12 protein-coding genes, 1 tRNA gene, 2 pseudogenes and 1 other annotated feature are annotated in these 15,331 nt (G+C 65.0%); of the genes and pseudogenes, 3 read left to right on the forward strand and 12 right to left on the reverse strand.

All coding sequences use genetic code 11. The features are described 5' to 3' along the window. Nucleotides 1-6 precede the first annotated feature (6 nt). The 6 genes from cmrA to A5788_RS24040 all read right to left on the reverse strand — a co-directional run bounded on the left by cmrA (nucleotide 7) and on the right by A5788_RS24040 (nucleotide 6,319). Nucleotides 7-825, reverse strand: coding sequence for a mycolate reductase (gene cmrA / locus A5788_RS06240; RefSeq protein WP_387316088.1), 819 nt, complete (start codon nucleotides 823-825; stop codon nucleotides 7-9). 54 nt (nucleotides 826-879) lie between these two features. Beyond that, nucleotides 880-1,389 carry a nitroreductase/quinone reductase family protein gene (locus A5788_RS06245; RefSeq protein ID WP_005207782.1) on the reverse strand — a complete coding sequence of 170 codons (510 nt, stop codon included), beginning with the start codon at nucleotides 1,387-1,389 and terminating at the stop codon, nucleotides 880-882. A 100-nt stretch (nucleotides 1,390-1,489) separates the two neighbouring features. After that, complete coding sequence (locus tag A5788_RS06250) at nucleotides 1,490-3,568, reverse strand: NADPH-dependent 2,4-dienoyl-CoA reductase (protein ID WP_064869782.1); 2,079 nt, start codon at nucleotides 3,566-3,568, stop codon at nucleotides 1,490-1,492. Nucleotides 3,569-3,609: 41 nt separating this feature from the next. Further along, nucleotides 3,610-4,194 (reverse strand): PadR family transcriptional regulator, encoded by a 585-nt coding sequence (locus A5788_RS06255; RefSeq protein ID WP_064869784.1) that lies wholly within the window; start codon nucleotides 4,192-4,194, stop codon nucleotides 3,610-3,612. A gap of 119 nt (nucleotides 4,195-4,313) precedes the next feature. Then, nucleotides 4,314-6,026, reverse strand: coding sequence for an ABC transporter ATP-binding protein (locus A5788_RS06260; protein WP_064869786.1), 1,713 nt, complete (start codon nucleotides 6,024-6,026; stop codon nucleotides 4,314-4,316). Nucleotides 6,027-6,181: 155 nt separating this feature from the next. After that, on the reverse strand, nucleotides 6,182-6,319 hold the full coding sequence (locus A5788_RS24040; RefSeq protein ID WP_197494509.1) for a hypothetical protein: 138 nt from the start codon (nucleotides 6,317-6,319) through the stop codon (nucleotides 6,182-6,184). Nucleotides 6,320-6,666: 347 nt separating this feature from the next. Here A5788_RS24040 and A5788_RS06265 point away from each other — a divergent pair, with 347 nt between their 5' ends. After that, the gene (locus A5788_RS06265) at nucleotides 6,667-7,914 is read left to right on the forward strand and encodes a uracil-xanthine permease family protein (protein WP_064869788.1); all 1,248 of its coding nucleotides are present in this window, start codon (nucleotides 6,667-6,669) and stop codon (nucleotides 7,912-7,914) included. Between the two features lie 28 nt (nucleotides 7,915-7,942). On the opposite strand, the gene A5788_RS06270 is transcribed toward A5788_RS06265, so the two are convergent. Continuing rightward, a complete protein-coding gene (locus A5788_RS06270) occupies nucleotides 7,943-8,467 on the reverse strand; it encodes a GNAT family N-acetyltransferase (protein ID WP_064869790.1) in 525 nt (174 codons plus the stop codon). A gap of 101 nt (nucleotides 8,468-8,568) precedes the next feature. Between A5788_RS06270 and A5788_RS06275 the strand changes: the two genes are divergently transcribed. After that, complete coding sequence (locus tag A5788_RS06275; RefSeq protein ID WP_064869792.1) at nucleotides 8,569-9,069, forward strand: hypothetical protein; 501 nt, start codon at nucleotides 8,569-8,571, stop codon at nucleotides 9,067-9,069. 786 nt (nucleotides 9,070-9,855) lie between these two features. Here the strand turns inward: A5788_RS06275 and A5788_RS06285 are convergent. The 5 genes and pseudogenes from A5788_RS06285 to A5788_RS06310 all read right to left on the reverse strand — a co-directional run bounded on the left by A5788_RS06285 (nucleotide 9,856) and on the right by A5788_RS06310 (nucleotide 14,662). Next, nucleotides 9,856-11,018 (reverse strand): IS3 family transposase gene (locus tag A5788_RS06285; RefSeq protein WP_156525455.1). Its coding sequence is split into 2 segments (ribosomal slippage): nucleotides 9,856-10,731 and nucleotides 10,734-11,018, totalling 1,161 coding nucleotides; the frame shifts between segments, so codons are not numbered across the junction. A gap of 374 nt (nucleotides 11,019-11,392) precedes the next feature. After that, nucleotides 11,393-11,746, reverse strand: a pseudogene (locus tag A5788_RS06295) (transposase); the annotation flags it as partial. Then, entirely contained in the window at nucleotides 11,724-13,049 is a 1,326-nt protein-coding gene (locus A5788_RS06300) for an IS30 family transposase (RefSeq protein WP_442902885.1), read from the reverse strand. The pseudogene A5788_RS06295 and the gene A5788_RS06300, both read right to left, overlap by 23 nt. Nucleotides 13,050-13,180: 131 nt before the next feature. Beyond that, nucleotides 13,181-14,136 (reverse strand): annotated as a pseudogene (locus tag A5788_RS23445) (IS3 family transposase); the annotation flags it as partial. Further along, nucleotides 13,721-13,852: a sequence feature (AL1L pseudoknot), on the reverse strand. Its footprint overlaps the pseudogene before it by 132 nt. Before the next feature lie 449 nt (nucleotides 14,137-14,585). After that, nucleotides 14,586-14,662 (reverse strand) — tRNA-Arg (locus A5788_RS06310). A gap of 200 nt (nucleotides 14,663-14,862) precedes the next feature. On the opposite strand from A5788_RS06310, the gene ssb reads away from it, so the two are divergent. Beyond that, the gene (ssb, locus tag A5788_RS06315; RefSeq protein WP_064869806.1) at nucleotides 14,863-15,300 is read left to right on the forward strand and encodes a single-stranded DNA-binding protein; all 438 of its coding nucleotides are present in this window, start codon (nucleotides 14,863-14,865) and stop codon (nucleotides 15,298-15,300) included. Nucleotides 15,301-15,331: the final 31 nt, after the last annotated feature.

The raw sequence follows: 15,331 nt of genomic DNA on the forward strand, positions 1-15,331 counted from the left end.
GGGTTCCTAGGACTCGGGTCCGAGTCGCTTGTAGAACGTGCCGACGATGGGAGCGACGAGCGCTCGCGGACTGTATCCGCCCGCGACCGACATTGCCTTCGACAGGGTACCGGGCACAACGCGCATCTTGTTGTGCTCCAACGCATCCAGGCTCATCTTGGCGACCTCCGCGCTGTCGTGCCACAGAAAGCCGGGCACCATCTTGTCGACGATCGACGCGTCCTCGGGGTCCGGTGTCTGAGTACGAACAGGTCCTGGCGCGAGCAGGGTGACGTGGACACCCGAACCGCCGACTTCGCCACGCAGCGACTCGCTGAAAGTGTTCACGAAGGCTTTCGACGCCGCGTAGGTGGCGTTGTTGGGGATCGGCATGTTGCCAGCTGCCGAGCCGACCATGAGGATGCCGCCCGAGCCGCGAGCAACCATCTGGGGGAGCACCGCGAGGGTCAGGTCATGCACGGCGTTGACGTTGAGCCGGACCTGGGCGCGCTCGTAGTCGGCGTCGAGCTCGGCGACCGGACCGAAGGTGGCGATGCCCGCGTTGTTGCAGAGCACCGAGACCTCACGCTGGGCGAGTTCTGCGGAGAGGATCTCGACGGCAGTCGGATCCGATAGGTCGCTCGGTCGTACCTCGACCTGCACGTCGTGTTGCGTGCGCAGCTCGACTGCGAGCTCTTCGAGGATGTCCCCGCGACGCGCCACGACGATCAGTGAGTGCCCGCGCCTGGCGAGTTCGCGGGCGAGTTCCATTCCGATTCCGGAGGACGCGCCGGTGACGACGGCGCGTGCGGACACGACGGGAGACGCAATGGGCATGGCGGTCATGGTAGCGCCGCCGGCGTGGCTCGATCGCGAACCGGTCGCGTGGCTGTGCGCCGGTCAGCTCGCCGAGAGTCGGAACACCCTGATCTCGCGATCGGTGCGATCGCGGTAGACCGAGTACACGTCGGTGACGTCGCTCTCGAAGAGGCGGTAGATCCGTTCGCGCTCGGGGCCGTCGAGAAGCGTCGCGACGGCGTCGACCTCGACGCCGGCTGTATTGACCGTGCAGGCGGGGTTGGCGAGGAGGTTGGCCGTCCAGGCGGGATGGCGTTCCTGGCCGAAATTGGACCCGACGACGAAGATGTCGTCGCCCTCGCGGGCGTAGAGCAGCGGCGATGTCCGCGACAGTCCGGACTTTGCGCCGGTGGTTGTCAACAGCAGCGTGGGGGCCCCGATCGGCCCCAGTACGGTGAACCGACCCTTCGAGGCATGCAGGACACGCCGGTCGACACCGGCCGATCGACGCACCACCCACGAGCCGACGCTCGTCTTCGCGAGAGCGGTCATCGGGCCGCGCAGCGGACTCGACGTCGAGCCCCAGCGCCGCTCGGCAAACGGAGACGCCATGCCACTCCTTCGATCGACGGACGTGCGACCCACACAGCTTCTCAGTTTTGCGGCTGCACGTACGTCGAATCGGTCTGGGTGTCGATCGATTGGTAGCGGTTTACTCGATACCCGCTGCGACCTCCGTGCCCTGACGGATCGCGCGCTTGGCGTCGAGCTCGGCGGCCAGGTCGGCGCCACCGATGACGTGCGTTCGGATGCCCGCCACGGTCAGCGGGTCGACGAGGTCGCGGACGGACTCCTGTCCCGCGCAGATGACCACGTTGTCGACCTCGAGGAGGCGCGTCTCACGGACCGAGCCGTCGTCGTCGTGAAAACTCAGGTGGAGTCCGGCGTCGTCGATCTTGTCGTAGGTTGCACCCGAGATCTGTTCGACACCTTTCATTTTCACACTCGCCCGATGTACCCACCCGGTGGTCTTGCCGAGTGTCTTGCCCTGCTTGCCGCGCTTGCGTTGCACCAGGAAGACCTCGCGCGTTGCGGGTAGCGGTCGGGGCGTGGTGAGGAAGCCGGGAACGTCGAGGTCTTCGCTGACGCCCCATTCCTGTTCCCATTCCTTCAGGTTCAGGGAGGGCGAGTCGTCGACGGTGAGGAATTCGGTGATGTCGAAACCGATGCCGCCCGCGCCGATCACCGCGACACGCTTGCCGATCTCGCGGTGGCCGAGCACTGCCTCGGCGTACGACATGACCATCGGGTGATCGACACCGGGGATGTCGGGGATGCGTGGGGTGACGCCGGTGGCGACGATCACCTCGTCGAAACCCTCGGCGATGATGTGCTCGGCGTCGACGCGCTGTTCGAGATGAACGCGGACGTTGTTGAGCTCGAGCTGCCGGGTGTAGTAGCGCAGCGTCTCGGCGAACTCCTCTTTACCGGGAATCCGTGCGGCGATGGAGAATTGGCCGCCGATCGTCGAGCCGGCCTCGAAGAGCTCGACCCGGTGGCCGCGTTGTGCGGCGGTCACCGCGGCCGACAGTCCGGCCGGTCCGGCGCCGATGACCGCGACCTTGCGTGCCCGACGTGTCGCGCCGAGGGTCAGCGTGGTCTCACGTCCGGCACGCGGATTGAGCAGGCACGACACCTTCTTCCCGACGAACGCGTGGTCGAGGCACGCCTGGTTGCAGCCGATGCACGTGTTGATCTCGTCGGCGCGACCGGTCATGGCCTTCACCGGGAACTCGGGATCGGACAGGAGCGGGCGAGCCATCGACACCGCGTCGACGCGGCCGCGGTCGAGGATCTCCTCCGCCACCTCCGGGGTGTTGATGCGGTTGCTCGCGATCAGCGGGATCGAGACCTCGTCGCGGAGTCGCTCGGTGAACTTGACGAACGCCGCGCGCGGCACCGAGGTGACGATGGTCGGCACGCCGGCTTCGTGCCATCCGATGTCGGTGTTGATCGCGTCGACGCCGAGCGCCTCGGCCTTGCGTGCCATGAGGGCGATCTCGTCCCAGGTCTGTCCGCCCTTGACGAAGTCGGCGATCGACTGCCGAAGGATGACCGGGAAGTCGCGGGGGACGCGGCGTCGGATCTCGGTGATCACTTCCACCAGAAAGCGTTGCCGGTTCTCGGTGGAGCCGCCCCACTTGTCGGTGCGGTCGTTGGTGTGCGGGCACAAGAACTGGTTGACCAGGTAGCCCTCGCCGCCCATGATCTCGACGGCGTCGTAACCAGCCTGACGCGCGAGCTTCGCGGCCTGTCCGTACGAGCGGATCACGTGCCGGATGACCGACTCGGGCATCGGCAGGTTCTTGAACGGGTGGATGGGCGAATTCTCGCTTCCCGGAGCAACTTTGAGTGGCGTGTAGCCATAACGGCCCGCCTGGAGGAGTTGCATGGCAATCTTTCCGCCCGCGTCGTGCACCGCGCGGGTGACGCGCTGATGCCGTTTGGCGTCGAGCACGTTGGTCATCTTGCCCGCGAAAGGCAGGAGCTGGCCGGTGCGACTGACCGCGAAGCCGCCCGTGATGATCAGGCCGGCACCGCCGCGTGCGCGCTCGGCGTAGTACGCGCCCAGCTTGTCGGTGTCCCACACGCGGTCTTCGAGACCGGTGTGCATCGACCCCATGACGATGCGATTGCGCAACGTCATCCCACCGACGGTGAGGGGCTCGAACAGACGCGGATAATACGGATTCGGTTGGCTCGAGCTGGTATTCGCGGATGGGGCTGACATCTGCGTTCTCCTGGGTCGTCGGGGGTGGGGTGGGTTGGTGATCAGGACTCGTTGCCGACGGATGGCGTCGACGCGGTGGCTGTTCGACGCTGCTCGGCGTCGAGCGCGGCGATGACTTCGTCGCACCAACCGACAAAGCCTTCTTCGATGCGTACGCCGCCGCGGAGTACCAGGTACTGATGGAGGCGACGGCCGGTCAGTGCCTGCGGATCGGGGTAGTCGTCCTTCTCGAACGACTGGTAAAGGTGCAGTCGCGCAAGGTGTTCGGCGCGGTGCCTGCGGAGTTCGTCGATGACGTCGGTGAGGTCGGCGTGCTCTGCTGCTCGGATCTTGAGTCCGAGGTCGTCGCGGAGTTGTCGCATGGGCGTCGGCGACGAAACCCACTCGCGCAGTGCCTGACGGCCCGCGTCGGAGAGTGTGTAGACCTTCTTGTCCGGTCTGCCCTCCTGGGCGACGGGTTCGAAGCTCACCATGCCCTCGGCGTGGAGCTTGCCCAGTGTGCGATAGATCTGCTGGTGCGTCGCCGACCAGAAGTAGCCGATCGACCGGTCGAATTGCCTGCCGATCTCGTAGCCGGTGCCCGGGCGTTCGGAGAGCGACACCATGATCGCGTGTTCGAGTGCCACGACTCGACCGTACCAATGCACCTACGCACTATGCAATAGTGTGCATAGGGTTGTTGTTGCATAGCCGGCCGGGTGTATCTCCCGCATACATACAGGTCGGATGCGTGTGCACTATCGCGTCACGCTGGTGCGTTCTCCGGTTCCATCCACCGGCTCAGGTCGTACAGATGCCCGTCACGGAGTTCGACGATGCGGTCGGCGATCGCGGTGACCCGAGTGTCGTGCGTGATGAGCAGCGTGGTGCGGCCGTCAGCGAGCCGCCGGAGGGGGTCGAGGATCCGGCTCGTGGTCGCGGCGTCGAGACCCGACGTCGGTTCGTCGAGGATGAGCGCGGGGGTATTGCGGAGCATCGCACGGGCGATCGCGATACGTTGCCGCTGACCACCGGAGAGCGTGAGGCCGCCGTCGTCGAGCCGGGCGTCGTAGCCCTCGGGAAGCCTGCGGATGAACTCGTCGGCGTCGGCGGCGACCGCGGCGGCGATGATCTCTTCTCGCGTCGCGTCCGGCCGCCCGTAGGCGATGTTGTCGGAGATGTTGGCGCCCTTGATGATCGGCTGCTGCGGAAGCAGCGTGATGTGATCGCGAATCCAAGCGCCGGTCAGGTCGTCGTAGTCGACGTCGCCAATGCTCAGGTGCCCGGAGTCGGGATGTTCGAAGCGGCACAGCAGCGACGCCAGCGTCGACTTTCCGACGCCGCTCGGTCCGATCAGTGCGGTGATGGTGCCCGGCGCGAGGTCGAGGTCCACGGCGTCGAGGACCGTCTGGTGCTCGCGCGCGAGTGTGACGTCGCGCAGCGCGATACCGACCGGCGTCGTCGGACGTAGTGGAGATCGGACCGACGTGCGGGCCGTGGGGGTTTCGACGCGTTCGACGGGCGCGACGTCGAGGACCTCGGCAACACGCTCGGCGCTGATCACCGCCGATGCGATGGCGATCCGGATGTCGGCGAGCTCCTGCATCTTGGGATAGAGCATCCCGAGGTAGCCGGTGAGGGCGAGTAGGCCGCCGACGCTGAGCTGGCCCTGACGGACCTGCCAGACGCCCACGATCGCGATGGCCAGCGTGACCACGACCTGCCCGAAGCTCAAGATGCCGCCGAGTCCGGCCTCGACGCGCGTCTGCGCCAGGCGGGCGCTCATCCAGGTGACTCCGTGCCGGTGGAGTCGAGCGTGTTCACGTCCCTGCTGGTTGTAGGCGACGGCCGTCTCGTGGCCGAGGAGTGCGGTTTCGACGGAGTCGGCGATGTCGCTGTTGGCGCCGCGTTCGTCGCGGGTGACGCGTTCTTGCCGACGCGCGAAGAACGCCGAGAGACCCCATAGCGCCGGGACCGCAGCCAGAGCGACGAGCGCGACCTGCCAGCTCATGATGAGCGCCGCGACGACCAACCCGATGGTGTGGGCCAGCGCGATCACGAACTGCATCACTCCCGTCCCGATCAGGTACTCGACTGCTTCGAGATCGCCGGTGTGTCGGGTGACGAGGTTGCCAAGGCCCAGTCGGCGGTGCTGCACAGGATGAAGGCGTTGCACATGGTCGAAGAGCTGATCGCGGAGCCGTAGCACCACCCGCTCGGAGATGCCAACGGACACGACCTGACCGAAATAGTCTCCGCCGCAGGAGATTGCAGTGATGAGGAGCCAGATGAGCGCAAGGCGCGCGAATGTGGTGACGCTGTTGGAGTCGAGCGCGCCGTCGATGACGTCTGCGAGCACGAAGACGGCAACCACCTCGCATGCCGCGGCGATGCCGAGCAGAGTTCCCGCGAGTGCGAATCGTCTGGCCTCGCCTCGTACTGCGGGAGAGAAACGTCGAAAAGCTTGTCGCGCGTTCATCGAACGTCCTTCTGTATCGGTAGGCATGGGAATCGGTAGGCACGGGAATCGGCGGGCACGGGAGTCAGCGGGCATGAGACCAGGAGCCGACGCGGGCGTCGGTGACACGCCTGGCGGCGTCGGACGTCCGTGTCGGCTCCAGTAGGGCCGGAAGGTCAGTAGACCCAGCGCCAGTCCCAGCGGTGTGCGCGCGGATTCCAGAAGCGCTGCCGACGACGGCGACGCGGCGGCTGCGGGGCAGGGGCCTGTCGCGGGCCGTTGTTGTTCTGCTGCGACCCGTTATTGATAGGCATGGGATCTCCTTCGTGACTTCCTGCCGGCGGCGTTGCCGACGAGGAGAACACTATGGAGCTCCGCTGACCGCGCCCTGCGGCGACGCTGGGAGGCGGCTGTCAACGCAAAGGTGCTGTCCGACAGTGGGTTACCGGTCTGATCGGTGCCCGGTCAGGTGCGGTCGCCGGTCCCGGTATGCCGGTAAACCCGGCGTCGCGCTCTGTGATCGCGCAGACTGATTCTCGTGCGTAACGACGAAACTCGTGATGGCGGTGGCGATAGCGGAAGGGGCGACGGCGACAATGGTGGAGGGAGCGAGCGCGGGAGCTCCGGCGCCACCACGACGTCGCGACGACTGGCCGACCACATGGGATGGACGCGCGTCGATGTCGACGACGTGGTCTCACCGGGGGAGCGGCTGTCGTGGCCGAAGACGGTGAGTATCGGCCTGCAGCATGTCGTCGCGATGTTCGGTTCGACGTTCCTCGTCCCGGTGCTCACCGGATTCCCGCCCGCCACAACACTGTTGTTCTCGGGCATCGGTACCGCACTGTTCCTGATCATCACGGGCAACCGGTTGCCGAGCTATCTCGGCTCGAGCTTCGCGATCATCGCGCCGGTACTCGCGGCCACGGCGTCGAATGGGCAATCGTCGGCACTCGGCGGGATCGTCGTGGTGGGTGCGCTGCTGGCGTTGATCGGCGTCATTGTGCACTTCGCGGGTGTCCGGTGGATCGACCTCGTGATGCCGCCGATCGTCACCGGAACGATCGTGGCGTTGATCGGCCTCAACCTTGCGCCGTCGGCAAAGGCGAACTTCGAGAAGCAGCCCGTGACCGCGACGATCGTCCTGGTGCTGCTGGTGTTGTCGATCGCGTTGTTGCGTGGACTGCTCGGACGACTCGCCATCGTGTTGAGCGTGGTGATCGGCTATGTGGTGGCGTTGATCCGCGACGAGGTGGACACAAGCGCCATCCACACCGCGAGTTGGATCGGCCTGCCCGAGTTCCACACTCCGACGTTCCACCTCTCGGTGATCCCGACGTTCTTACCCGTGGTCCTCGTGCTGGTGGTCGAGAACATCGGGCACGTGAAGTCCGTCGCGATGATGACCGGAGCGAACTTCGACGACCGGATGGGCAGGGCGTTGTTCGCCGACGGACTGTCGACGATGATCGCCGGCTCGGGCGGAGGGTCGGCGACCACGACATATGCCGAGAACATCGGTGTCATGGCCGCGACCAAGGTGTATTCGACTGCGGCGTACTGGGTCGCCGCTGCCGCGGCGATCATCTTGGGACTGTGTCCGAAGATCGGTGCCGTGATCGCGTCGGTTCCCTCCGGAGTCCTCGGAGGCATCACCACTGCGCTCTATGGCCTTGTCGCCATCATCGGTGTGCACATCTGGGTGACCAACCGCGTCGACTTCTCCCGACCGATCAACCAGTTCAGCGCCGCGATTCCGCTGATCATCGCCATCGCAGACTTCAGTTGGACCATCGGCGACGTGAGCTTCGGCGGCATCGCGATCGGCGCGGTGTGCGCGCTGCTCATCTATCACACCATTCACCTCATCGGCGGGTGGCGAGGAACTGCGGGAGCGCGCGGCGCCTAGTCGAAAAGGTGTTGTCCGCCTGGATGATTCACACGCCGAACGGCGCGGCGTAGTGCATGACTCCGGTCGGAAGTGGCTTGCCCTCGTCGAGTGTCATCGCCATGACGGCCTCGTCGGGGGCGTCGAACGGCACGGTGATCCCGTGGGTCGATGCGCATTCGAACCCGAATCGCGGGTAGTAGTCGGCGTGCCCGAGCACGACGACATGTGGTTCGCCCATCTGCCGTGCGGCCTCGAGAAGTGCACGGTTGACTGCGCTGCCCGCGCCGCGGTTCTGGAACTGCGGAAGCACCGACACCGGCCCCAATCCCAGGACCGGAGAGTCGTCGACGTAGCCGCGGGTCGCGACGCCGTGCCCCACGACGCGTCCCGACTCGTCGGTGACGACAATCGACAGTCCGTCGATCCACGCGGGGTCACGCCGAAGGCCGTCGAGGATCTCGGCTTCCTCCGCGGTGGGAAACGCGGCGAGGGTGATCTCGTGGACGGTCGACACGTCGGCCGGGGTTTCGGTACGGGTGTGCCATTTGGTGGCGGGGCTCTGCTCAGACATCAGTCGACGACGCTATCAGCGTTGCGTCGCGGTGCAATTGAATTTCGTGCCGACGGGCAGCGTTGTCGATACCGACATCGGTGCCATGGCAAGCTCGTCGGATGAGTACGACAAATGGTGCAGGCACTCTGCCTCCGATTCAGATCGAATGGACCGCGCGGCAAGGCGACGCCCGTCGCGCCACATTGACGTCGCTCGCAACACCTCGCCTCTGGGCGCGCACTGTCGGTATCGCCGCGGTTTTCGCGACGATCTTTGCGGCGGTGTGTATCGCGACTGGTAGTGGGTGGTCCTTGGGCCTGCTGATCGGTGTGAGCGTGTTCCTCGTGTGCTCGGTGGCGTGGATCGGCGCTGCGCTGATCGCTGCCTACTTCCAGAACCGCAGGATGCTCGCCCCAGGAGCCAAGTGGGGAGCAGGCGCCGACGATGAGTTTCTGCGCGTCGACTCACCGGCGTCGACGGTGTTGTTGCGGCGCGACAGCATTCGATCGGTGACGCCAGTCGGCGGGCAACTCGTGATGCTGAAGGCGTCGCCAAAGACCGTCAGGTTGTTGCCGGCAGCGCTGTTCGCGCAACCGGTGTGGACTCTCGAATCTCGCTGATGGCCGTGCCCGACGACAGTCATGTAATGCCCCTGTGGGAGGCGTCCGCTGTCGCCCGGCATGACGTCTCTCGTCTCCTCGGCGCCTTCGGCGTCTGTCGCTTTCTACCGACGGTGTCAGGTGAATGGCGTGTTTGCCGACTCATCGAGGTCAGTAGCGATTCCTGCTGACGTTGCCCCAAGCGGCCAACTCATCTGCCATGTCAGCTTGCATTGAGGTCCTTAGCCGCATGCCGCTCCACGTCGTGTCATGATCCATGATGTCCCAGGGTTCAGGGCTACGGAAACCGGCCGGTCTGCTCACGGGTGGACTCCAACGCTGCGCGCCGCGAACAGATTGGCCGCTAATTGGCGGGTGGGTACCTCCCCTCCGTGTCTGATCCCGTTGAGGTGTTGTTGATCTTGCTCGAAAGAGCCAGCTGTTGCTCAGAGTTGCGTCACCTCTTAACCCTCACCGGTCAGTATTCCGCCTGTCGGTAACAGTGGGCATCATTTCCCTCAGGGGGTACGCGTGGAGTAGCGAGGGTCGTGTGGCCATTCACGCGGTACCGAGTGATGTGCCCCGTCGGCGCCAATCCACCTTGTGATCCGGTGATCCCTACGGATATCTGTGATGTCATCGAACAGATCGCGCAACTTCTGTCTGGCCTGCTCGTTTGTCAGTTCTTTCGCTTGTGCGAACGCGTGGTCGTAGTTTGGAAGGTCGTCGTCGAGGCCGTGTGCTGCCTGCTTAACCATGAACAGCTCACGCTCACGGGTCTGCTGCACGAATAGGTGACAGTTTCAGTCACGCGGCCTGACTGGCCGGTGTGGTCATGATGGCTTCGTATTCGATCGGGGTCAACCGCCCGAGAGCGGACTGGCGACGGCGGCGATGATAGGTCCGTTCGATCCAGGTGACGATCGCGATCCGTAGCTCTTCTCGGGTGTCCCAGCGGCGGCGATCCAGCACGTTCTTCTGCAGCAGGCTAAAGAAGCTCTCCATGGCCGCGTTGTCGCCGGCCGCCCCCACTCTGCCCATCGACCCGACCATCTCGTGTCGATTCAGTGCGTGGACGAATCTCCTTGACCTGAACTGAGATCCGCGGTCGCTGTGGACTATGCAGCCGGAAACATCGCCGCGTCGGGTCACCGCACTATGCAGCGCCTGCGTGGCCAATCGGGACTTCATCCGGGAGTCGATCGAGTAACCCACGATCCGGTTGGAGAACAGGTCTTTGATTGCGCACAGGTAGAGTTTGCCCTCGCTGGTGCGGTGCTCGGTAATATCGCTGAGCCACACTTGGTTTGGCTTCTCGGCGGTAAAGTCGCGGTCGACGAGATCGTCGTGAACCGGCGGCCCCACTTTGCCGTTCTTGCCGCGCTTCTTACCGAACACGCTCCACAATCGATTCTGCGAGCAGATCCGCCAGGCAGTCCGCTCGGCCATCGGTTCGCCGGCGTCGCGGGCCTCCTCGACCAGGTAGCGGTACCCGAATTCCGGGTCATCTTTGTGGGCGTTGAACAGGGCGTTAACGCGGTAGGCCTCGACGAGGTCGGCGTCGGTCACAGGGGTGGCCAGCCAGCGGTAATACGGCTGGCGGGCGAGCTTGAGTACCCGGCACGTCACCGCGACGGGGATTCCGTCAGCGGCGAGCTCATTCACGAGCGGGTAGAGCCTTTTCCCGGCAGATTGGCCTGCGACAGATACGCCGCGGCACGACGCAAGACTTCGTTCTCCTGCTCGAGTAACCGGATCCGTTTGCGGGCGTCGCGCAGTTCATCGGATTCGGTCGAGCTCACACCTGGTCGATGGCCACCGTCGATGTCAGCGCGGCGCATCCACTTGTGCAGCGTCATCGGGTGCACTCCGAAATCCTTGGCGACCTGCTCGATCGTGACTCCCTCATCACGATCACGAGCCACCCGGACCACGTCGTCACGGAACTCCTGGGGGTACGGCTTGGGCACAGCTACATCCTTCCCGACCGCCCGCAGGCAAGCCAGATCAGATGTCACCTATTCGTGCAGCAGACCCGGACGCGTTGCTGTGGGCTTCGCTCCAAGCGGTGATGGCGTCTGGGCTGGAAGCTAAGCGCTTGTACTTAGCCCGCGTGGTAGCAAAGGCCATCCGCTCGGATGAGCCTGTGGACGAGGCGCAACTAATCGTGCGTGTCCTCGATGAGTTGGATGGGCCCGAGGTCCGCGCATTGGCACGGCTAGAAGCGGCACACGACCGAGACTTGCTGAGAGGTTTGGACGGTAGTGAGAGTGCTGTCGCTGAGGAACTGCGGCTGCATGTGAACCCGCCGATTGAACCGTCCTGGGTCGGATGGAGACCTAGTTTAGGCCACCTCCGCTTCGGAGGCGACGGTCTCACGGTAGCGCGTCTCGTACTCGACCGGCGGGCAGTAGCCGATTGCCGAGTGCAACCGTTCGGTGTTGTACCAATGCACCCATGCGGCGGTTTCGCGTTCGACCTCGGCTCGTCCGGTCCAGGATCGCTGGCGGTCGATGAGTTCGCTCTTGTACAACCCGATCGTCGATTCCATCAACGCATTGTCCAGGGCATCGCCAACTGAGCCGATCGAGCCGGCCAGGCCGGAGTCGCGTAGCGCCTCGGTGAAGGCGAACGAGGTGTATTGGGCGAGTTCAACCGGTCGATGCAACACCGGGCTACTGCAGGGAGCGTAGCTGCTCGGCGAAGACCTCGGCCGGGGTTCGCCAGCCGAGGACCTTGCGTGGCCTGTTGTTGATCGCCAGAGCGACGGCCTCGAGGTCCTCGGCGGACCACCGGGACAGATCGGTTCCCTTCGGGAAATACTGGCGCAGCAGGCCGTTCGTGTTCTCGTTCGTCGGTCGTTGCCAGGGCGAGTGCGGGTCGGCGAAGAACACTCTCGTGCCGGTCTCGAGAGCGAACCGGGCATGACCGGACAGCTCCTTTCCGCGGTCCCAGGTCAAGGTCTTGCGGAGCTGCTCGGGAAGCGTGGTCATCGATGTCGTCAGCGCGGCGTTCATCGCGACGGCGCCGTAGCCACCGAGGGACGGACCGTTCTTCACAGGCGGCCTCTCGCCCCACCCCTCCAATCGAGGCAGGTGCACCAGGATCGTGGAGCGGCTGCTGCGCTCGACGAGCGTGCCGATCGCGGACCGGCCGGTCCCGATGATCAAGTCGCCTTCCCAATGCCCTGGGACAGCACGGTCTTCGGCTTCGGCGGGGCGTTCGCTGATCACCACGTCCGCGGTGACATGTCCCTGCGGCTTGTTCTGCGATCGGCTATGGGGCACCCGCAGTGCCCGGCCGGTGCGCAGGCATGTGACCAACTCCCGTTTCAGGGCGCCTCGACCTTCGATGTACAACGATTGGTAGATCGCCTCGTGACTGATGCGCATGGACTCATCCTCCGGGAAATCAACTTTCAGCCGGTGCGAGATCTGCTGCGGGCTCCATGCCGTCGCCCACCGTCGGTCCTGCCGATGCGGCTTGTTCAGTCCTTTCCACGCGGGCGTGTCGGGGCCTGCGACGGCGGTGCCGTCGGGCCGGCGGACGGCCCCGGAGAGCCGCTCCTGCACATACTCACGCAACCTGTCGTTGTCTACCAGCTTCGCCGTTTTCGGGCGTTTCGCGGCTTGCTGCGCTTTCCACTGCGCCACTCCGGCTCGGTAGACCTGCGTGCCGCTGCGGGTCGCCGCGTTGCGGCGCAGCTCGCGTGAGGTCGTCCCCGGGTCGCGTCCGATCCGACGGGCGATCTCCCGCACGCCGACATCCTGGGCGCGCAACAGTGCGATCTCCTCACGCTCGGTGAACGACAGGTAGCGGCCCGTGGGCTCGTCCAGGCTGATCGGCGGCATGCCGCCAGCGTGACGGAACCACCGGGACCCGACCGGCCACGACACGCCGACGGCCTCCGCGGCGTCGGCAGTCGTCGCTCCTGAGGCGATCCGCCGCCAGAAATCGCGCTGCACCGCACGCGAGGGTTCCGGTCTCCCCGGTGACCGCATCGACGGGCGCAACGCCCGATCCGCCGCCCACTGCCGGCGGGCACCCACCGGCGCCTGGCGTGTCTGCTTGTTGCTGCGTCCCATCGCACACCTCCGTCATCGAGGTGTTGCGACGACCGATTGAATCCACCTTGACTTCCCGCATCGCTGTGATGAATCAAACCTGTTGCAGTAAAGGAGAAGTCGGTCCTTCTTCGGGTGAACAGGGCCTGCTCGAGAGCGCTGGTCACCAGCGGTGTCGTCTTGCTCGTCATCACCCGCCAACCCAGGATCCGTCGCGAGTACACATCGACCAGAAACGCTGTGTAGACGAATCCCGACAGCGTCCAGCAGTAGGTGAAATCCGCCACCCACCACTGGTCCGGACGCGACGGCAGCGACCACTGCCGATCCACTAAATCAGGATGGCGCGGCGCGCGATCATCACGCTGGGTTGTGCTTGTGCGGTGCTTGCCGCGCACGACTCCGCTGATGCCGCAGATCTCCATCAGCCGGCCTACCTGATCGCGGCCCATCACCCGGCCCTCACGGCGCATCGTGTGCCACAGTTTACGAACGCCGTACACGCCGCGATTACGCTGAAACGCCTGGTAGACGGTATGAGCGTCGTACGCCTCGGCCATTTGTGTTGCCGAGACCGGACCCGCGTGTTTGCGGGCGTAGTAGGTGGATGGGGCGATCTGCACGCCGTGCTCGGTCAGCACTCGGCAGATCGGGGCGACCCCAAACCGGCCCTTGTGAGCGTCGATGTAGTCGACGATCACCGCAGTCGGCGGTCGACCTCCGCCGCTGCGAAAAACGCCGACGCGGTCTTCAAAATCTCGTTTGCCCTGCGTAATTCGGCGTTCTCCTTGCGAAGCGCAGCCAGTTCGGCGTCCTGTTCGCTCACCGTCGTCGTTCCCCGTGTGGTGACAATCGGCTTATCCTTCTCGATCCAGTTGCGCAACGTTGCCTGGTTGATGTCGAGCAGCGCGCCTACATGCTCGCGGGCGGCGAGTTTCGCGCCGCCGTGCTCGGCGAGGTGGTCGTGATACATCCTCACAGCCCGCTCGCGGGTCTCTGGATCGAACTTCCTTGGTGCAGCCATACCGGCATTCTCCTGGTGAGATCACGGTCTCCACCAGACCCAGGACGGTTCAGATTGAGGCGTCACTGATCAGGTCCGGTGTTGTCGAGACTGGCGTCGTCCTCGGCAAGGGTTCCGGTGTCTCCGGTGTGAACGAGTTCGGCAGGGTGCTGCTGCGCGGACTGCGGGAGTCAGGGCGGTTCGAGTCTGAAGGGTGATCGCCTGCTAAGCCCCATGCGGAAACGACGTACCACGCCTCAAATCACGTCATGCCAGAACAAACCGCAACGAATCCGCTCGGCGGGCGGCAACTAGCTGGAACTACTTCCTCGAATCGCGGCGAGACTGACGTGAGGCCAGAGGTAGTGCATGAGAGGTAATTGGGTTGGTCATAGCGTCCTGCTGGCAATCCTCGCAGCGCCGGTGCGCGAGGACTGCCGCTCACGAAAACTGTTGTTGTGAACGGTCCCTGGTGCCCCCGGCAGGACTCGAACCTGCGACCTAGGGATTAGAAGGCCCTTGCTCTATCCACCTGAGCTACGGAGGCGAAACCGACACGCAGAGTGTACGGCAGGGGGCCGGGTGTCTTGACGGTGCCCGTATCCACAGGCGGGGTCCTGTCCACAGCTTGGTCTCGCGCCCGCTGTCGGGGGCTTGTTCTGCGGAATGCTCACGGGCAGCCATCTCAGCCCGAGTTGCGAACTCGGTGTCTGCACTCCGATGGCACCTCACGGCAGGAGCGGAGCAATGTACGAAACCTATTCGACGATCGTGGGGCGAGTGATCTCCGACCCCCGGCGCAACCGCATGGCAAACGGCGATGAGGTGATCTCGTTCCGCATGGCCAGCAACACGCGTCGACGGGATCGCGCAACGGGGGAGTGGATCGACGGGAACAGTCTGTTCCTGACCGTCTCATGTTGGCGGCGGCTGGTGGCGGGCGTCGCGTCCGCGGTCGAGAAGGGTCGGCCCGTGATCGTGCACGGGGCGATACACACGAACACCTACACGACGAGCGACGGCGAATCCCGCACGGAGTTGGAGATGATCGCCGACTCCGTCGGCCTCGATCTCGCACGCTGCGTCGTCGAGTATCGCGGTCGTGCCGACGCGACGCCCCGGCCCGCGGATACACAAGCGGCAGGCGTCGACGCCCCGGCCGACGCCACAGGCGCTGCGGCGTGACCGACCTCCCGCCACGGTGAACGCCGGAGGG

Origin of the sequence: Gordonia sp. 852002-50816_SCH5313054-c, assembly GCF_001665925.1 — a bacterium.
Taxonomy (GTDB): domain Bacteria; phylum Actinomycetota; class Actinomycetes; order Mycobacteriales; family Mycobacteriaceae; genus Gordonia; species Gordonia jacobaea.